This is a genomic window from Mannheimia indoligenes (genome assembly GCF_036880405.1).
GTDB classification, from domain to species: Bacteria; Pseudomonadota; Gammaproteobacteria; order Enterobacterales; family Pasteurellaceae; genus Mannheimia; species Mannheimia indoligenes.
In genome coordinates this window covers 169932-189553 of record NZ_JBAJJM010000001.1, presented here as the reverse complement: position 1 = coordinate 189553, position 19622 = coordinate 169932, and the positions used below count along the sequence as shown (strand labels likewise).

Annotated in this window: 19 protein-coding genes; 3 read left to right on the top strand and 16 right to left on the bottom strand. The window is 39.4% G+C overall.

Annotation, left to right across the window (positions count from 1 at the left end; translation table 11 throughout):
• Positions 1-30 precede the first annotated feature (30 nt).
• From V6W77_RS01005 to V6W77_RS00955, 11 genes are all read right to left on the bottom strand, one after another.
• Positions 31-1017: a RodZ domain-containing protein gene (locus V6W77_RS01005; RefSeq protein WP_334253517.1), complete on the bottom strand. Its 987-nt coding sequence runs from the start codon at positions 1015-1017 to the stop codon at positions 31-33.
• Positions 1018-1201: 184 nt separating this feature from the next.
• Positions 1202-2578 carry an argininosuccinate lyase gene (gene argH / locus V6W77_RS01000; protein ID WP_334253516.1) on the bottom strand — a complete coding sequence of 459 codons (1377 nt, stop codon included), beginning with the start codon at positions 2576-2578 and terminating at the stop codon, positions 1202-1204.
• A 115-nt stretch (positions 2579-2693) separates the two neighbouring features.
• The gene (gene mnmA, locus V6W77_RS00995) at positions 2694-3857 is read right to left on the bottom strand and encodes a tRNA 2-thiouridine(34) synthase MnmA (protein WP_334253515.1); all 1164 of its coding nucleotides are present in this window, start codon (positions 3855-3857) and stop codon (positions 2694-2696) included.
• Positions 3858-3989: 132 nt separating this feature from the next.
• Positions 3990-4235, bottom strand: a complete 246-nt coding sequence (gene nqrM, locus V6W77_RS00990; RefSeq protein WP_006250397.1) for a (Na+)-NQR maturation NqrM — start codon at positions 4233-4235, stop codon at positions 3990-3992.
• Positions 4236-4248: 13 nt separating this feature from the next.
• Positions 4249-5289 (bottom strand): FAD:protein FMN transferase, encoded by a 1041-nt coding sequence (locus tag V6W77_RS00985; RefSeq protein ID WP_334253514.1) that lies wholly within the window; start codon positions 5287-5289, stop codon positions 4249-4251.
• Positions 5290-5474: 185 nt separating this feature from the next.
• Positions 5475-6704 (bottom strand): NADH:ubiquinone reductase (Na(+)-transporting) subunit F, encoded by a 1230-nt coding sequence (nqrF, locus tag V6W77_RS00980; RefSeq protein ID WP_334228826.1) that lies wholly within the window; start codon positions 6702-6704, stop codon positions 5475-5477.
• A 10-nt stretch (positions 6705-6714) separates the two neighbouring features.
• A complete protein-coding gene (gene nqrE, locus V6W77_RS00975) occupies positions 6715-7311 on the bottom strand; it encodes an NADH:ubiquinone reductase (Na(+)-transporting) subunit E (RefSeq protein ID WP_334233272.1) in 597 nt (198 codons plus the stop codon).
• A 1-nt stretch (position 7312) separates the two neighbouring features.
• Positions 7313-7939 carry an NADH:ubiquinone reductase (Na(+)-transporting) subunit D gene (locus V6W77_RS00970; protein ID WP_025236574.1) on the bottom strand — a complete coding sequence of 209 codons (627 nt, stop codon included), beginning with the start codon at positions 7937-7939 and terminating at the stop codon, positions 7313-7315.
• A complete protein-coding gene (locus V6W77_RS00965) occupies positions 7939-8712 on the bottom strand; it encodes a Na(+)-translocating NADH-quinone reductase subunit C (protein WP_334235809.1) in 774 nt (257 codons plus the stop codon). The genes V6W77_RS00970 and V6W77_RS00965 overlap by 1 nt, the downstream gene beginning before the upstream one ends.
• Entirely contained in the window at positions 8705-9940 is a 1236-nt protein-coding gene (locus V6W77_RS00960; protein ID WP_334253513.1) for an NADH:ubiquinone reductase (Na(+)-transporting) subunit B, read from the bottom strand. The genes V6W77_RS00965 and V6W77_RS00960 overlap by 8 nt, the downstream gene beginning before the upstream one ends.
• A gap of 2 nt (positions 9941-9942) precedes the next feature.
• Positions 9943-11301: a Na(+)-translocating NADH-quinone reductase subunit A gene (locus V6W77_RS00955; protein WP_334228824.1), complete on the bottom strand. Its 1359-nt coding sequence runs from the start codon at positions 11299-11301 to the stop codon at positions 9943-9945.
• A gap of 449 nt (positions 11302-11750) precedes the next feature.
• Here V6W77_RS00955 and nfuA point away from each other — a divergent pair, with 449 nt between their 5' ends.
• A complete protein-coding gene (gene nfuA, locus V6W77_RS00950; protein WP_025236578.1) occupies positions 11751-12347 on the top strand; it encodes a Fe-S biogenesis protein NfuA in 597 nt (198 codons plus the stop codon).
• 109 nt (positions 12348-12456) lie between these two features.
• Here nfuA and pyrG read toward each other — a convergent pair whose 3' ends face one another.
• The 5 genes from pyrG to V6W77_RS00925 form a co-directional block, all read right to left on the bottom strand.
• Positions 12457-14094 (bottom strand): glutamine hydrolyzing CTP synthase, encoded by a 1638-nt coding sequence (gene pyrG / locus V6W77_RS00945; protein WP_334253512.1) that lies wholly within the window; start codon positions 14092-14094, stop codon positions 12457-12459.
• A gap of 182 nt (positions 14095-14276) precedes the next feature.
• Positions 14277-14921: a hypothetical protein gene (locus V6W77_RS00940; RefSeq protein WP_025236580.1), complete on the bottom strand. Its 645-nt coding sequence runs from the start codon at positions 14919-14921 to the stop codon at positions 14277-14279.
• Positions 14922-15905, bottom strand: coding sequence for an HTH-type transcriptional regulator CysB (gene cysB, locus V6W77_RS00935; RefSeq protein ID WP_283386323.1), 984 nt, complete (start codon positions 15903-15905; stop codon positions 14922-14924). It lies immediately after the preceding gene.
• Positions 15902-16585 carry a pyrimidine 5'-nucleotidase gene (yjjG, locus tag V6W77_RS00930; RefSeq protein WP_334233265.1) on the bottom strand — a complete coding sequence of 228 codons (684 nt, stop codon included), beginning with the start codon at positions 16583-16585 and terminating at the stop codon, positions 15902-15904. The genes cysB and yjjG overlap by 4 nt, the downstream gene beginning before the upstream one ends.
• Before the next feature lie 60 nt (positions 16586-16645).
• Entirely contained in the window at positions 16646-17536 is an 891-nt protein-coding gene (locus V6W77_RS00925; RefSeq protein ID WP_025236583.1) for a transcriptional regulator GcvA, read from the bottom strand.
• A 443-nt stretch (positions 17537-17979) separates the two neighbouring features.
• On the opposite strand from V6W77_RS00925, the gene rsgA reads away from it, so the two are divergent.
• Both rsgA and rnhB read left to right on the top strand, forming a co-directional pair.
• Positions 17980-19017: a small ribosomal subunit biogenesis GTPase RsgA gene (gene rsgA / locus V6W77_RS00920; protein WP_334253511.1), complete on the top strand. Its 1038-nt coding sequence runs from the start codon at positions 17980-17982 to the stop codon at positions 19015-19017.
• Positions 19017-19616: a ribonuclease HII gene (gene rnhB, locus V6W77_RS00915; RefSeq protein ID WP_334253604.1), complete on the top strand. Its 600-nt coding sequence runs from the start codon at positions 19017-19019 to the stop codon at positions 19614-19616. The genes rsgA and rnhB overlap by 1 nt, the downstream gene beginning before the upstream one ends.
• Positions 19617-19622 lie beyond the last annotated feature (6 nt).

Below are 19622 nucleotides of genomic sequence, written 5' to 3'. Positions count from 1 at the left end.
TATTTTACGTGCGTTTTTATTCTTAAAAAATTATTGCAATGGCAAACGAATACGAGCGACGCGACCATCAATTTTTAACGGTACTTCCTGTCCTTTATAGTAAATTTTTACATTTGCCGGTGCACCGATGGTTAAACGATATTGCTCATTCTCATTAAAGGTTAATACTTCACCATTATTATAGAGCTTTTCAGCTAGGCGTTTATTTTTAGCATTTCTGACCGTAATCCAACTTTGTGAGCCTGTAATTTCAATACGTAACTCATCGTTGCCTGCCGTTGCCGGTTGCTCTGTCGTGGCTTCAGGTTCTGTTGTTGTCTGCTGGAGAACATTCGCCGGCTCAACAGTGGTTTCCGTTTCAGGTTTTGGTGGCTCAACGGTCTGCGTTGTTGTACTTTCCTGCTGGTTTGGCTCTACTGTTTGAGATGATGTAGGCTCTACAACTGTAGCCGTTTCAGGCTGTGGTTGAGCTTGGGGCTCTTGCACTTGAATTGGCTGTTGAACAGGCTCAGAAACTTGATTACCAGACTCAACAGATGCAACATTTGTTGTTTCAGCAATATGGGCAGAATTAACAAGCTGTTCACGGTTTTCCTGCTCTTTCTGATAACCTTGCCACCACCATAAAAGCGTCATACCTAATGCCGCTAAAAGCACAAATATTGTTAAATATTTCAACGCTTTGCCCTGTGAATTAGACGACGGTTTTACAGGCGAAACTTTTGTAATCTCTTTTGGAATGATTACTTCGCCATAATTAACAGAAGAAACCAATGATTCCGGCAAACGTAAAAATTTCACATAATTACGCACATAACCACGCACAAAGGTTGGAGCAACATTTTTTAAAATAAAAATATCATTTTCAATTGACTCAATATGTGATTTTTTTAGATTTGTTTTTTGAGCAACATCTGCAATTGAAAGATTTAATGCCTCACGAGCAGCTCTTAATTGTTGCCCTAATGTGAGAGCTGAATTAGGCTGTTCCTGAATAGGATTCACTGATTCGGTCATACAACACTCTTGAAATAAAATAGTGGAAATAAAAATTCAAAAAATTATTCGAAAGTTTAAAGAGGTAATGCCCATTTTGCAATCTTAACGAGCAAAAATTTGAAAATTAAATGTGTAAGCGGTCATATTTACAAAATTTTTTGCAAATTTTGTTAAAAATACGACCGCTTGTATCTAAAAATAATTAAGAAGCTAACGAAGCTTTTGCAGCTGCAATCGCTTCTGCCACACGTTGTGGATTTACCCCACCTTTGGCACAACGTTTTTCTAAGCAAGATTCTAATGACAAAATCGGGTAAACATCATCATTAATTGTGTGATGGAATTGCTGGAACTCGCTAATGCTGAGTGCCTCAAGCGGCTCTTTTTTGCTGATTGCATACACGACCGCTTCGCCCACAATATGATGTGCTTCACGGAATGGTACGCCTTTCGCAACTAAATAATCGGCTAATTCTGTCGCATTCGCATAACCTTGCTGAGCCGCTTCACGCGTACGTTCAGTATTTACTTGAATATCCACCAACACCAATTCTGCAATTTCTAAGCAAGCCTGCCACGTTTCTAACGCATCAAAAATACCCTCTTTATCTTCTTGCATATCTTTGTTATAAGCCAGCGGTAAACCTTTTAACGTGGTCAAAAGCCCTGTTAATGCCCCAAATACACGTCCTGATTTACCACGAATGAGCTCGCAAGCATCCGGGTTTTTCTTCTGTGGCATTAACGATGAACCAGAGGTTACGCGATCAGACATTTCAAGGAAACCCGATTCACCGCTGTTGAAAATAATTAGATCTTCCGCAAAGCGAGATAAATGCACCATACTGATTGAAGCCGTTGAAAGCAGTTCCAAAATATGATCTCGGTCCGACACACTATCTAAACTATTACGTGTGGCTTCTTCAAAGCCTAAATCACGGGCAAGTAGATCACGATCAATACCATAAGCCGTACCAGCCAAGGCTCCCGAACCAAGCGGACAAGTGCTCATACGTTTATTGGCATCGGCTAAACGGCTGAAATCACGCTCAAGCATTTCATAATAAGCCATACACCAATGAGCAAAAGTAACAGGTTGAGCACGTTGTAAATGAGTGTAACCCGGCATTACTGAGCCTTGGTTTTCATCCGCGACAGATACCAAACGTTCTTGTAAAGCACGAATACGCTCTTGTAAGGCGACAGCTTGCACTTTGCACCACATTTTAATATCCACCGCTACTTGGTCGTTACGGCTACGCCCTGTATGAAGTTTTTTGCCTAAATCGCCTACTTTTTCGATTAGTTTAGATTCTACCCAGCTATGAATATCTTCCGCATCATCTTTTAAAATAATGGCAAGGTTTGATTCTACTTCTGCTCGAACTTCGTTAAGTGCTGCGATTAATTGCTCTAATTCACTTTCAGTTAAGATACCCACCGAAGTAATCGCTTTCGCCCAGCCGATAGAACCTTCGATATCTTGGATTGCCAAGCGGTAGTCAAAACGTAGTGAGTCATTAAAATATTTAAATTTTGCATCTGCTTGTTGTGTGAAACGTCCACCCCAAAGAGCCATAGTGTATTCCTTGTATATTCTTTTTGTATTTAGCCAAAATGAAAAAGGCGTTTTACCGCCTTAATTTCCCTCTATTTTGCATAAATATGCAAAATATTTCAATATTTATTTACAACTATTTTAGTTGTTCTTCAATAATTCCACCACCTAAGCAAACTTCGCCTAAATAAAACACGGCAGATTGCCCAGGCGTTACCGCAATTTGTGGCTCATCAAATATCACTCGAATAGTTTCATCATCAATCACTTGAATTTCACACGGAATATCAGCCTGACGATAGCGAGTTTTCACTGTACAACGTAAATTTTCACGTAGTGGCTGCATATCTACCCAAGTGAGCTGCTTTGCAATTAAACCTGTTGAAAGTAGTGCTGAATTATCGTGCCCTTGAGCAACCACCAGAACATTATTAATAAGATCCTTTTCTACCACATAAAATGGATCTTCACTCAAGCCTTTCACACCGCCAATACCTAAGCCTTTACGCTGACCGAGAGTGTGATACATTAAACCATCGTGGCGACCAACTACTTTACCATCAACAGTGCGAATTTCTCCCGGTTGAGCTGGCAGGTAGCGAGCCAAGAAATCTTTAAATTTACGTTCACCGATAAAGCAGATCCCCGTAGAATCCTTTTTCTTCGCCGTTGCCAATCCTAAATCTTCCGCAATCGCTCGCACAATCGGCTTTTCAATTTCGCCCACCGGGAACAAGCTTTGACCAACTTGCTTTTTATTGATGGCATATAAAAAATAGCTCTGATCTTTATTTTCATCTAAACCACGCAATAATTTTGCGTTTTGATCATCTCCACTACGGCGAACATAATGCCCTGTGGCAATATAGTTCGCCCCAAGATCTTCTGCCGCATATTCCAAAAAGGCTTTGAATTTGATCTCTTTATTACACAAAATATCGGGGTTTGGCGTACGTCCTGCTTTATACTCTGCAAGGAAATATTCAAACACATTATCCCAATATTCTGCCGCAAAATTAATTTTATGCAGTTTCATTCCGAGCTTATCGGCAACCGCTTGAGCGTCTGCCAAATCAGCAGCAGCAGTGCAGTAATCGGTGTCATCATCTTCTTCCCAGTTTTTCATAAACAAGCCTTCCACTTGATAGCCTTGTTGTTGAAGGATAAAAGCGGAGACGGAGGAGTCCACTCCACCTGACATTCCGATAATCACTTTTTTGCGACCATTTTCAGCCAGCTGTTCAGGAGTAAGTTGAGGGAAATGGGTGTCGTAAGTTTTTGAGGTTAATTGAGTTGTCATAAATCTCCCGTAACTTCGGTTAAGGCGAAGCACATTTGGTTAGTTATAAAAGCAACAAGCGGTTAAATTTGCAAAAAATTTTGCAAATCGTACCGCTTATATAGATAGTAAAATTTAGCGTGTGAAAATAAATTACTTCACTTCGTAAAACTGTGGCTCTTTATTAAAACGTGCCACTTCTTCAGGATCTGCCGTGCCGTCTGCAATTTTTGACTTTAAGTTATCGCACGGTTCTTCACAATCGCACATTTTTTTCATACCTAAAGCGGTAATACCACCACAACTGCCTTTAATAGTTTTGCCTTTTACAATAAAGCCTATCGACATTGCAAAAATCACGGCAACAAAAAATCCGAAAGTTAATAATACAGTTTCCATTTTTCCACTCCAACTATTGTGATTGAGTTAGTTTTTTAAATTCGCTCGACATTTGTGTTTCAAACTTGTCGCCGCTTTTAACAATTAAAAATATCGCTAATTTTTCACGTTCTGCAAGGGCTAACGCTTTTTCTGCTCCCAATACAAATAAACCTGTTGATAACCCGTCTGCCGTCATCGTTGTTGGGGCAAGGACGGTAATTGAAGCTAAGTTGTGGCTCACCGGGCTTAATTTTTTTGGGTCAATAATATGTGAAAGGCGGTTGCCATTTTCATCTTCAAAATAATTACGGTAATTGCCCGATGTTGCCATTCCTAAATTATGTAAAGGCACGGTAATTTGTACAGATTGTGCTTGCTCCATTATAGGCTGTTCAATCGCAATTCGCCAATCTAAACCTTGTAAATTTTTGCCTTTGCCACGCAACTCACCACCAATTTCAACTAAGTAGTTGCTCAAACCTATTTTTTCAAGATGTTCCGCCAATTTATCTACTCCAAAACCTTTCGCAATAGAGGATAAATCTAAATAAAGATTAGGCTCGCTCTTAGTGAGCATTGGCTTACCGTCTGTTTTTAGGCTAATTTTATCAATTCCCACATAACTAGAACGCTCTTTAATCTGTTCATCAGAAGGGACTTTATTTAAGCGTTTATCGGGTCCAAAACCCCATAAATTAACCAAAGGTCCAACAGTAACATCTAATGCTCCTTCTGTCATTTTGTTTAAGCGTACTGCTTCCGCCACTACTTTTGCAAAATCTTGCGAAATTTCGACCGCTTGATTAGCTTCTTTTAACTGATTGAAGCGGCTAATTTCAGAATTCTGCTGGTAAGTAGACATTTGGTTGTTCACTTCTACCAATAATCCGTCTAACTCACTCTTTATTTTTTCGGGATTAGCTAAGCTTTTAACCTCACCATTATCAATATACTTGACAGTGTAAGTCGTTCCCATCGTTTTACCTTGTAGGGTAATTTGCTCGGGAGCTTTTTCACAGGCAGTTAAAAATAGCGAAAAGATGGCAAAATACAGCACTTTTTTTAATTTCACAAGAACTCCATTAGGGCATAACTTTTGCCCATTTTTATATCTAGGGTGAATATCATTCCATTCCCCTACAATTCATATTATTAAATTCCTTAAAGAGAAACTTGATGATATGAACTAAATCAAGCGGTGCATTTTGCAAAAAATTCTGCAAAACGCACCGCTTGTCATTATGTGGAAGTTAAGGATTAACCACCGAAGTCATCTAATAAGATGTTTTCGTCTTCAACACCTAAACTCTTCAACATACCGATTACGGCAGCATTCATCACCGGTGGACCACACATATAGTATTCGCAGTCTTCAGGTGCTTCATGATTTTTGAGGTAATTTTCATAAAGCACATTGTGAATGAAGCCACGGTAGTAGTCTTCACGGTCGCCCGGTAATGGGTCAGAAAGTGCCACATACCATTTGAAGTTTTCGTTTTCTGCTTGAAGCATATCGAAGTCTTCGGTGTAGAACATTTCACGCTCTGAACGAGCACCGTACCAGAAGGTCATTTTGCGTTTTGATTTTAGACGTTTTAATTGGTCGAAAATATGTGAACGCATTGGTGCCATACCTGCACCACCACCGATAAATACCATTTCGTTGTCGGTATCTTTCGCGAAGAATTCACCGAATGGACCTGAAATCGTTACTTTATCACCTGCTTTTAATGACCAAATGTAAGATGACATTTGACCCGGCGGTACGTCTGGATTACGAGGTGGAGGCGTTGCGATACGCACGTTTAGCATAATAATGCCTTTCTCTTCTGGGTATGAAGCCATTGAGTAAGCACGGATAATATGCTCGTCCACTTTTGACACATAACGCCATAAGTTAAATTTATCCCAGTCTTCGTGGTACTCTTTTGGAATATCGAAGTCTTTATAATTAACTGTGTGTGGCTCCGCTTCAATTTGGATATAACCACCGGCACGGAATGGTACTTCTTCGCCTTCAGGAATTGCCAATTTAAGCTCTTTGATGAAAGTCGCTTTGTTGTCGTTAGAAATAACAGTACATTGCCATTTTTTCACACCAAAGATTTCTTCAGGTAATTCAACATCCATTGAAGATTTTACGTTTACTTGGCAAGCTAAACGCCAGCCTTCTTTCGCTTCTTTCTTCGAGATGTGAGATAACTCAGTTGGTAGAATTTCGCCACCGCCTGATTTCACCTGTACTTTACATTGACCACAAGAGCCACCGCCACCACAAGCTGATGAAACGAAAATCCCTTTGCTCGCTAAAGCACCGAGTAATTTTCCGCCAGCCGGTAAGGTAATGCCTTTTTCCGGGTCGTTGTTAATTGATATTGTGATGTCGCCTGAATCTACTAATTTAGATTTAGCGAAAAGGATAATCACCGCAAGCACTAATACCAGAGCCGTAAATGCGATAATACCGAAAATAAAATTACTATCCACGATATGCTCCTTATAATTGAATGCCTGAGAACGACATAAAGCCTAACGCCATTAAGCCTACTGTGATGAAAGTAATACCTAAACCACGTAAACCTGCTGGAACATCGGAATATTTCATTTTCTCGGTTAAACCTGCAAGTGCTACGATAGCTAACATCCAGCCTGTACCGGCACCAACACCATATACCACAGATTCTACGAAGTTATATTCGCGTTGTACCATAAATGATACACCACCGAAGATCGCACAGTTTACCGTGATAAGTGGTAAGAAGATACCTAATGCACTGTATAATGCTGGGAAGAACTTATCCAATACCATTTCTAGAATTTGAACAAGTGCCGCAATCACACCGATGAATGTAATGAAGTTTAAGAAACTTAAATCCACACCTTCAACAAGTGCACCGTCTTTTAAAACGTGAGTGTAAACTAATTGGTTAGCCGGTACGGAAATACCTAATACTACGATTACCGCAATACCTAAACCAAAAGCTGTCGAAACTTTCTTAGACACCGCAAGGAATGTACACATACCAAGGAAGAAAGAAAGTGCCATATTTTCAATAAATACGGACTTAACAAAGATACTAAGAAGTTGTTCCATCTTATTTCTCCACTTGTTCCGGTTTCCACGTTCTAATACCCCAGATTACAAATCCGATGATAAAGAACGCACTTGGTGCTAATAAGAATAAGCCATTTGCTTGATACCAACCGCCATTTTGTACAGTTTCAAGAATAGTGATACCGAAAATTTTACCTGAACCGATTAATTCACGTAAAAATGCCACAATGATTAACATTGCTCCGTAACCTAAACCGTTACCGATACCATCAACAAAGCTTTCAACCGGACCTGATTTCATTGCGAATGCTTCTGCACGCCCCATTACGATACAGTTAGTAATAATCAAACCAACGAATACCGATAATTGTTTTGATAGGTCGTAAGCATAAGCTCGTAAAATTTGGTCTACCAAAATTACAAGTGATGCAATAATTGCCATTTGTACAATGATACGAATACTATTTGGGATATAGTTACGGATCATTGAAATGAACATACTTGAGAATGCGGTTACTAAACTTACCGCAATCGCCATTACTACTGCCGTTTGTAATTGAGTAGTTACCGCAAGTGCAGAACAGATACCTAAGATCTGTAATGCAATTGGGTTGTTATCTGCGATAGGCGATAACAATAATTTTTTAAGATTGTTATTGTCTGCCATTAGTTAGCTCCCATTGCTGCTTTAAATTTTGCTAAATATGGACCAAAGCCGTTTTGACCAAACCAGTATTTGAATGAGCCATCAACACCGTTTGAGGTTAATGTCGCACCAGATAAACCATCCACACCGTGATCTTTATCTGCTGATGCCCCTTTACCTACTCTTAAAGCAACTTCATTGTTCTCATTGAATAATTTTTTGCCTACAAAGTTCTTTTGCCAGTTTGGGTTAGCAATTTCGCCACCAAGACCCGCAGTTTCACCTTGTTCATAGTAAGTAATACCATTTACTGTGTTTGCATCTGGTTGAACCGCTACAAAACCGTACATAATTGACCACAAACCATTACCGTGCATTGGTAATACAACTTGCGTTGTTTTACCTGCTTCATCTTTTACTAAGTAAACTTCAGCATATTTTGCACGCACTTTGATGTTTGCTTTATCATCAGCCGGATTAATTGCAACACTGGTTTCCGGATCTTTCGCTGCTGCACGAGCATCAAAGTTTTGAATACCTTCAACATAATCACCTGTTGCTAAATCAACGATTTTCGGCTCAATAAATTTGGCATAGGTTTCTTGCACGTTAGTTTTTTCTTGCATTAAACCGGCCGCTTGTAAGATATTTTTCTGTTTATCAAGCTGTTTCTGAATATCTTGCGTTGGTTTTAACAACACCGCAGCACCTGCTACGATAAGAGAACAGATCAAACTTAATAGAACTACAACGGTTAGTGTGCCACCAACGCTATCTTTATTAAATTTAGCCATTGTTTGCTACCCTCGCTAATCTGCGTTTGATATTGCCTTTAACCACTAAGTAGTCGAAGATCGGAGCAAATAAGTTAGCAAATAAGATCGCTAACATCATACCCTCTGGGTATGCCGGATTCACTACACGGATTAAAACGCACATAAAGCCAATCAAGATACCGTAAGCCCATTTACCTTTGTTGGTAAATGCAGCAGAAACAGGATCGGTTGCCATAAAGAACATACCTAATGCAAAACCACCTAAAACTAAGTGCCAGTGCCAAGGCATTGAGAATAATGGGTTTGTATCTGAGCCGATAACATTAAATAATGTTGCCGTTGCAGCCATACCAACCATTACACCTGCGATGATTCTCCACGATGCAATGCGAGCAAAGACAATAATTGCCGCACCGATGATCAACATTAGGGTAGAAGTTTCGCCGATTGAACCCGGGATATTACCTAAAAATGCATCCATCCAAGTGATCGTTTCGCCTGTTGCAACGTGTTTTAATGCACCTTGTCCACCTACAGCCCATTGAGAAAGTGCTGTTGCACCTGAGAAGCCATCTGCCGCAACCCATACAGCATCACCGGAAATTTGACCCGGGTATGCGAAGAATAGGAATGCACGACCCGCTAAGGCAGGGTTCATAAAGTTTTTACCTACACCACCAAACACTTCTTTTGCCACAACAACACCGAAAGTCGTTGCAAGTGCAGCTTGCCAAAGCGGTAATGTTGGAGGAACGATAAGTGCAAGCAAGATAGAGGTTACAAAGAAGCCTTCGTTAATTTCGTGCTTACGCACCATTGCAAACACAACTTCCCAGAAACCACCGACTGCAAATACGGTCAAGTAGATTGGTAGGAAATAAGTTGCACCCAATAACATTTTGGTTCCCCAACCTGCATCTTGAACTGAGCCTAAACTATCAGCCAAGCTATAGTGCCAGTTGTTAGCAATTAAATCAGATAATGTACCCATTTTAAGTGCAGCTAAAATGCCTTGTGCACCCACGTTATACATACCGTAGAACATCGCAGGGAATAATGCCAACCATACAATTAACATCATACGCTTAGAGTCAATCGCATCACGCACGTGGGCATCTTTGCGAGTTACTGTACCCGGCGTATAGAAAATGGTGTATGCCGCCTCAAAAAGCGTGTACCATTTTTCATACTTTCCACCTTTATGGAAAGCGGGTTCCATTTTTTCAAAAAGATTTTTCAAACCCATTTTTAACCATCCTTCTCGATCTTATCTAACGCTTGGCGTAATAATGGTCCCCAGTTGTTTTTCCCTGAGCACACAAAAGTACATAACGCTAAATCTTCTTCGTCTAACTCTAAACAGCCTAATGCTTGTGCAGAGTCAGTATCGCCTGCAGCCAAATCACGGAGTAATAAAGTTGGAATAATATCCAACGGCATTACACGCTCATAAGCACCTGTTGGCACCATTGCACGCTCACTACCGTGCACTGCGGTAGTGAAATTAAATAATTTCTTCGCAAAATGACCTAAGGTTGTACGAGTGATGGAGTATTTATCTGCATAAGGTGCGATCATACCAAAGAAAGCTTTCTCACGACCTTCTAACAACGCAGAAACTTGTAACGCGTAGCGACCTAAGTAATCGTGAACGCCTGTAGCCGTTGCACCACTTAATACAGAACCCGAAATCACACGGTTTTCGCCTGCGTTTAATTCATTTGCAGTAAGCTGAGAAAGATTAGCACCTAAACGGGTACGGACTAAACGTGGATTTTTCACTTGCGGACCGGCTAAAGCAACCACACGATCGGTAAATAACTCACCGGTAGTGAATAATTTACCAATGGCAATCACATCTTGATAGTTTAAATACCAAACCTGTTTAGTTGCACCAACTGGATCAATAAAGTGAATATGCGTACCGGCAAGACCAGCCGGGTGCGGACCTTTGAAACGGTTGGTTTCCACATTTTGGATTTGACGGCTTTGTGCCGCATTTAAAATATTAGAATCAGCTGCACCACAAAGGTGAATTGTCTTTTTACCTTCAAATAAACGACTTAACACTGTTAAACCGTCAAAGAAAGCTTGCTGATGTTCTGCGATAATCACTTCAGGATTTGCCGCAAGTGGATTGGTATCCATTGCATTGACAAAAATAGATGAAGGATTTGCATCTAATGCAGGCACTTTGCTAAACGGACGAGTACGGAATGCTGTCCATAAGCCTGATTCTACTAAGTTTTGTTTGACTTGCTCTGAAGTTAATGAAGCTAATTGAGCAGCTTCATAACGAGCAAAGGTAATTTGCTCATCACCCTCAACTTTAATTACTACCGATTGAAGAACGCGTTTTTCGCCACGGTTGATTGCCGTAACGGTTCCGCTTGCAGGAGCAGTAAATAACACGCCCGGATTCTTTTTATCTTCAAAAAGAACTTGACCTTTCTTCACTACATCACCTTCACGCACCTTCATTGAAGGACGCATACCCACATATTCTTCACCAAGCATAGCAACTTCAGTAACGGTATTCCCGTTATGGATTACTTGCTCAGGTTGTCCCGCAATTGGGAGATCTAAGCCTTTTTTGATTGTAATCATATTGTTTGCACTACTTTTCTTTTGGGTTAAAAATATGATTGCGTATCACGCAATCGCTTCTATTGAGCCGCAGCTAATTTAAAAATAAACGAATTCCCCCACTTATTTTTAAACGCCACATTAAGTTCTCAAATCTGTTTTTTGCCTTTGTCTAATTTTTGTAACAAAAGGTTAATAAAAAATAATCCTGCTATTTTACCTAAAAACCGCCCCTTATGGCTAGAAAAACCCCTCAATTTTTCTCTTTTCCCCTGCTAAAATTTGAAATAAATCAAGATTTCCACAGCACATTACCAAAAGATAACCCAAAATAGTTAAGCATCTTTCAGCACAAGCGGTTAATTTTTGTTAATAATTTGCAAAAATTTTTTTAGCTAGGCAATTATCAAATTCAGGCGTAAAATAGTTGATAGATTTTGTAAAATATTTTAATTACAGGACAAGATAAAATGGAAGAACAAACTATTCATATTTCAATTTCAGATGCGGCACAAGCCCACTTTACAAGACTCTTAGAGCAACAAGAAGAAGGCACAAATATCCGCATTTTTGTGGTAAATCCCGGTACGCCCGGTGCAGAATGTGGAGTATCTTACTGCCCACCAAATGCGGTAGAAGAAACCGATACTGAATTTACTTTTGACCAATTTTCCGCCTTTATTGATGATGTGAGTTTACCGTTTCTTGATGAAGCGGAAATTGATTATGTAACTGATCCAATGGGTTCACAGCTAACCCTCAAAGCTCCTAACGCTAAAATGCGTAAAGTAGCTGATGATGCCCCTTTCATTGAGCGTTTAGATTATGTTATTCAAACTCAGGTAAATCCCCAACTCGCCAGCCACGGTGGTAAAGTAACCTTAATTGAAGTAACCGAAGATAAATACGCTATTCTACAATTTGGTGGTGGCTGTAATGGTTGCTCAATGGTTGATGTAACTTTAAAAGAAGGGATTGAAAAGCAACTCTTAATGCAATTCCCTGATGAATTGGTTGGTGTAAAAGATATTACCGAGCATCAACACGGCGAACACTCTTACTACTAGAATGATAAAAAGGATAAATCAATTTGATTTATCCTTTTTAAATCTTGTCATTCACAAGCGGTTATTTTTTGCAAATTTTTTACAAAAGACGACCGCTTGTAAAATTCAATTAAGCCATACGGCTGTCTTGATAATCTTTAGCTGCTTTTACAAAACCGGCAAATAATGGGTGTCCATCACGCGGGGTTGATGTAAATTCAGGGTGGAATTGAGCCGCTACAAACCACGGGTGGTTTGGTACTTCAATAATTTCCACTAATTTACGATCCGCTGATAAGCCCGTTACTTTTAAGCCTGCCGCTTCGATTTGAGGTAATAAATTATTATTTACTTCATAACGGTGGCGATGACGCTCTTCAATCGTTTCTGCTCCGTACAATTCACGGGCTTTAGAACCCTCAATTAAGTGGCATTGTTGCGAACCTAAACGCATTGTGCCACCTAAATCTGACTCATCTGTTCGTGTTTCTACATTGCCATCGGCATCTTGCCACTCCGTAATTAAGCCGATAACAGGTTGTGAGCAATCTTTATCAAATTCAGAAGAATTTGCTTCGGTTAAACCAGCCACATTACGTGCATATTCAATTAAGGCAATCTGCATACCTAAACAGATACCTAAGTATGGAATCTTGTTCTCACGAGCATATTGTGCGGTGCGGATTTTGCCTTCCACCCCACGATAGCCAAAGCCACCCGGCACTAAAATACCGTCTAAGCCGGCAAGTAACTCTGTGCCTTTGGTTTCAATATCTTGCGAGTCGATGTATTTAATATTGACAGTTAAACGATGAGTTAAACCTGCGTGTTTTAATGCTTCATTGACTGATTTATAGGCATCCGGCAACTCAACATATTTACCCACCATACCGATGGTAACTTCGCCTGTTGGGTTTGCTTGGCGATATAACACTTGCTCCCACTCTGAAAGGTCGGCTTCTTTACAATCTAAACGGAAACGCTCACATACAAATGAATCTAAGCCCTGTGATTTCAATAATTCAGGAATACGGTAAATGGAATCTACGTCTTTTAGTGAAATTACCGCACGTTCCGGCACGTTACAGAATAATGCGATTTTTTTCTTCTCATTTTCAGGAATCGCTCGATCTGAACGGCAAATTAACACATCCGGCTGAATACCGATTGAAAGCAACTCTTTCACCGAGTGTTGGGTTGGCTTCGTTTTCACCTCGCCGGCGGTTGGAATATAAGGCACAAGCGTTAAGTGCATAAATAAGGCTTTCTCACGCCCGATATCCACTGCTAATTGGCGTAATGCTTCTAAGAATGGCAATGATTCGATATCGCCAACTGTGCCGCCAACTTCGACAATAGCTACATCACGCCCTTTACCACCTTCAAGAACGCGTGCTTTAATTTCATTTGTGATGTGTGGAATAACTTGAATGGTTGCACCTAAATAGTCGCCACGACGCTCTTTACGCAACACTTCTGAATAGATTTTACCGCTCGTAAAGTTGTTCGCCTTGCTCATTTTTGAACGGATAAAACGCTCGTAATGACCTAAGTCTAAATCGGTTTCCGCACCGTCTTCCGTTACAAACACTTCGCCGTGCTGAGTTGGACTCATTGTACCCGGATCAACGTTGATGTAAGGGTCGAGCTTCATAATGGTTACATTTAACCCACGAGCTTCAAGAATAGACGCAAGAGAGGCTGCCGCAATACCTTTACCTAAAGAAGATACAACACCGCCCGTTACGAAAATATAATTCGTTGTCATTGTTATTGCCTTTGCTGATTAGTTTGATTGGAAATTAAGAATATAAGTTTTCTTTTCATAAAAAGAAACTATTAGGACGGGATAGTAGTTTACATCAAATCAATTTTTTTTGCTAATCCAAAATCTGCAAGCGGTCGATTTTGCAAAAAATTTTACAAAATCAACCGCTTGTAAATTACATTTTACTTCACAAAACCATCGAAGGTTAGCTCGTAGTTATCACCATCTCGGCTGTAGGAAATATAACGTGGGAATTTCTCTCCGTCATATTTTTTAACCGTGATATCTTTTTTATCGCTGGTTCTAAACTTATAAGTGATTTCTTGATACGTTTTCCCACCCGATTTTACTTCTTTTTGTGATTTGCGTAGTTGCACATTTGGCGTTGGATAAAGTTTTTTACCGTTCGTAGTTTGGAAACTTGTTGGTAATTTATCGTAATAGCTCAGCTGGAATGCGGTAGTAAACAAATCATAAGTTGGCATTGTTAATGCTTCTTCTTTTAATGGCTCTTTTACTTTTCCATATTTTACTGTTTTAGAATCAATTTCTGCCATTGCATAAGTTTTACCGTTACGCGTATCGCGGTAACTTAACATATCAAACTGCCCATTTTTTTCTGTTCCTTTTGCAGTAAATACAATATTGTACAAAGGTACGTTGATTTTAGCTTGAATATTATATTTTCCTCCGCCATTATTGAAGTTAATGTAGGCTGGCATTAAATAATTTGAGCTATATTTAATATTGTAGCTATCTGCGTAAGCGGTGGAAATTAACCCTGATGTTGCAATAATAACAGTGGTAAGTTTCTGCCAAATTTTCATCTACTTCTCCTCTAAAGATACACGTTCAAACAATCTTGAGATTGCATTGTTATCTCGCAATTGTTCTGCTTTCTCCACTTGCACTCGTGTTAAATGTGGCGAAAAATAATGAATAAAATCATACATATAATTACGAAGGAATGTCCCTCGTTTAAATGCGATTTGAGTCATACTTGGTTGGAATAAATGACTTGCATTGATTGCGACTAAATCTTTATCCGCCTCAGTATATGCCATTGATGCCATAATTCCGACCCCTAAACCTAAACGGACATAAGTTTTAATCACATCTGCATCGGTTGCGGTAAACACAATATTTGGCAAAATGCCTTCCTTATTGAAAGCGTGATCTAAATCTGATTGCCCCGTAAACCCAAAGGTATAGGTGATCAAATCATATTTACCTAGTTCTTCGACAGTTAAATTTTGACTTTGGTTCACAAAAGTTGCCAATGGGTGATCCGGTTTAACAATAACTGAACGATTCCACCAATAGCAAGGCAGCAATATTGCTTCTTCAAATAAGTATTGTGCTTCTGTAGTAATGGCTAAATCCACCTCGCCTGCCATTAACGCATCGTAAATTTGATTTGGCGAACCTTGATGCAAATGCAAACTCACTTCCGGATAACGAGCTTTGAACTTTTCAATGACTTCAGGCAACATATAGCGAGCTTGAGTATTAGTGGTCGCAATTCTTAACACTCCTTTATTCGGGCGAGTTTGTTCCTCTGCTACAGATTTAATACTCTGAGCTTTAACCAATAACTCACGGGCAATTGCTACGATTTTCTCGCCCGCAGGTGTTAATCCTTTAACGTGCTTACCATTACGTTCAAAAATATTAATCCCCAACTCACTTTCTAATAAGCGAACCTGCTTACTAATGCCCGGTTGAGAAGTGTAAAGCACTTCTGCGGCTTCAGTAATATTCAAATTCTGATTTACTATTTCCACAATGTAACGTAGCTGCTGTAGTTTCATCCCTGTGTTCCTTCTACAATCTCAATAATTTGATTAATCGTGTTAATTTCATAAGTTGGCTTGATATTCGTTTCATTTTTTAGATTGAGTGTATTGAGCCAACAAGTATCAATACCTGAATTATTCCCACCTAAAATATCAGAAGCGAGTGTATCGCCCACCATCAATACTTTAGTGCGATCGAATTCGTCCATTAAAGCAAAAGCATAGTCAAATACTTGGCGATCAGGCTTGGCTGCTCCAATCTGCTCTGAAATCACTACAATATCAAAAAAATGCGAAGTTTGAGTATTATCTAAACGCTTTTGCTGTAATTCGGTAAAACCATTGGTGATAATGCCCATTTTTACTTTGCCGTACAAAGCGTTTAATGTCTCAACTACCCCTGCTAACGGCTGGCTAATCAACGCCATTTCCGCCATTAATTCTTGGTTTAATCTGAATGGTTCAACACCCGTTTGTTCCGATAATTTCGCAAAACGGCGTGTTTGAATATCTTGTGCCGTAATTTCATTATTCTGATAAGCAACCCAAAGTGGCTTATTAATGGCTTGGAAATCTTGATAATCTTGCTCGCTGAAATCAATTTGATAACGAGCTAACATTGCTTTCAAGCCAAAATAAGAATTAAATGAAAATAAAGTTTCATCAGCATCAAATAATACCCATTGGTATTTCATAATCTTCCTTTTATTACTACAAGCGGTGAAAATTTTCAAAAAATTTGCAAATATGGCAATTTATTCACATTCTGCCATTTTTTGTTGTATCCACTCTACAAAAAACTTCACTTTTGGCACTTGAGCCGATTGAAATGGATACACCACATAAAACGATTTCTCATCAAATAATGCCGTTGGGAAAGGTTCAATTAACGTGCCCTTTTCAATTTCGTGTTGGGCTAGAACTTTATTCGCAATCGCTACACCTTGCTGGTGCATAGCTGCTTGTAATACCATAAACGTATGGCTAAAAATAGAACCTGTTTCTGCATCAACTTTATCTGCTATATTGAGATGCTCTACCATTCTTTTCCATTTATTATGAGTAGAAGAGTGTAACAAATGCTTATCAACTAAATCTTTTGCCGACTGAATGCGATTTTTCGATAAATACTCTGGCGAGGCTAAAATCACAATGCGAGATTCCGTTAAACGGATAGATTCCAAGTCCTGCCAATCGCCTTTACCATAATAAATGGCTACATCGGTTTCTTTACCAAGTAATCCCTCATCTTGATCCACACCTTTAATACGCACTTCAATGTCCGGGTATTTATCGTGAAAATCAGCTAAACGTGGCACTAGCCAGTGCATACCAAAGGTTTGTGGCACACTGATAGTCAGAATTTGGCGACAGCTCTGCTGACGAACTTTATCAGTTGCTAATGCAATTTGTTCCAATAAAGGTTGTACCTCATAGAAATATTGTGCCCCTAACTCCGTTAATTCTAATAAACGGTTACGACGATGAAATAACGAAGCCCCTAAAAAGTCTTCTAATAACTTAATTTGATGACTAACAGCGGCTTGAGTTACAAAGAGATCTTCTGCCGCTTTGGTAAAATTCAAATGGCGGGCAGCAGATTCAAATGCTTTTAATGCATTGAGCGGTGGAAGTTTTCTGTTCATAGTATTTCAAATATAATTAACTGCTAAAATAAAGCAATTCCATTATTTTTTCTGATGGTTAAAATAAAAAAAATTCGCTTGATGACTGAAAGTAGAAACAATAAAATATTCTCCATACTTAATGGATAGTCGTAGAATTTATTCTATTCCTAAATTTTAAGTATGATGTTGTGTTTGCATATTGGTCTAGGAAACTAGACTGGAGTAACGAAAGTTACTCGTTTCACTTCCTGTATATTTTGAACCGTATTGGTTTATAACCGCCCACTTTGGGCGGTTTTTTCTATCTAAAGGTAAATATAAAAGATTGGTTGCCATTCTATATTATTCGTTATCTTTATTCTAGCGTTTATACTCTTTTATTCTTTCACTTTCATCTGTTATAAACATAGGTTTTATAGTATTCTAACACCATAACTATTTTTTAATAGCAGAGTATCCTTTTGAGTAAACCAAAACTAACCCACAATCAACAACGTAGAATTAAGTCTAATCATCATAAACGCATCAATAAAAAAGAGATTGAATGGCAAGATGATATGCTGGGCGAAATGCAACAAGGCATTGTAGTAACTCGTCACGTTAAACACGCTGATGTCGAAACTGAAGCAGGTGAAATTTTCCGTTGTAATATCCGCCGTACATTAAAAAATGTAGTGGTGGGTGATCGTGTTTCTTGGCGTAAAGGCAGTGAACAGCTACAGGGCATAAGTGGCGTGATTGAAGCTGTATTCCCTCGTAAAAATGAGCTTACTCGCCCCGATTATTATGATGGTATTAAAGTAATGGCATCAAATATCGATCAAATCATCATCGTGTCAGCAGTTGTGCCTACGCTTTCACTCAATATTATTGATCGCTATTTAGTCATTTGCGAAACTGCCAATATCCCGGCTCTTATCGTGCTGAACAAAATTGATTTACTTGGTGAAACAGAACGAAAAGCCGTTCAAGAACAATTAAAAATTTACGAAGATATTGGCTATGAAACACTTTGCCTATCCGCCGATACCGGCGAGAATATGCACACTTTGCATCAATATCTTGCAAAAGGGACATCCATTTTCGTTGGTCAATCAGGTGTAGGAAAATCGAGCCTTATTAACCAGCTTCTGCCGGAAGTCAATGCACTCACAGGATCTGTAAGTGATAATTCAGGATTGGGGCAACATACTACTACCGCTTCACGTTTATACCATTTACCACAAGGAGGTCAATTAATTGACTCTCCGGGCATTCGTGAATTTGGATTATGGCATTTAGAGCCGGAACAAATTACGCTTGGTTATCGTGAATTTCAATCAGTGCTAGGTACTTGCAAATTCCGTGATTGCAAACATAAAAACGACCCTGGCTGTGAATTAAAACAAGCGGTCGAAAATGGTAAAATTTCTGCAATTCGGTTTGAAAATTACCACCGCTTAATTGAAAGCCTGTCTGAAACCAAAAGCCAACGCCATTTTAGAAAAGAAGAAGTATAATAATGAGTGAGTTTATCTATCCAAACGCCCAATTGATTGCAGGCGTTGATGAAGTCGGGCGAGGTCCGTTAGTTGGAGCAGTTGTAACCGCAGCAGTGATTTTAGATCCTAATAATCCGATTGAAGGGTTAATGGATTCTAAAAAACTATCGGAAAAGAAACGCTTAGCATTGGCAGAAGAAATCAAAGCAAAAGCTCTGAGCTGGTCGCTTGGTCGAGCTGAACCGGCTGAAATTGATGAATTAAATATTCTCCACGCTACAATGCTTGCAATGCAGCGTGCAGTAGCTGGGTTACATATTCAGCCTGATTTTATCTTAGTTGATGGCAATCGCCCACCACAATTCTCCGTGCCGACACAAGCAGTAGTTAAAGGTGATAGCTTAGTAGCTGAAATCAGTGCCGCATCGATTATTGCCAAAGTAGCTCGTGATCAAGAAATGGAGGAATTAGATAAACAATTTCCGCAATACGGTTTTGCCAAACACAAAGGCTATCCGACTAAGTTACATTTTGAAAAGTTAATTGAATTTGGGGAAACACCTTATCATCGCAAAAGTTTTGCCCCGGTGAAAAAAGTATTAGGCTTAATTGACTAGAAGGAA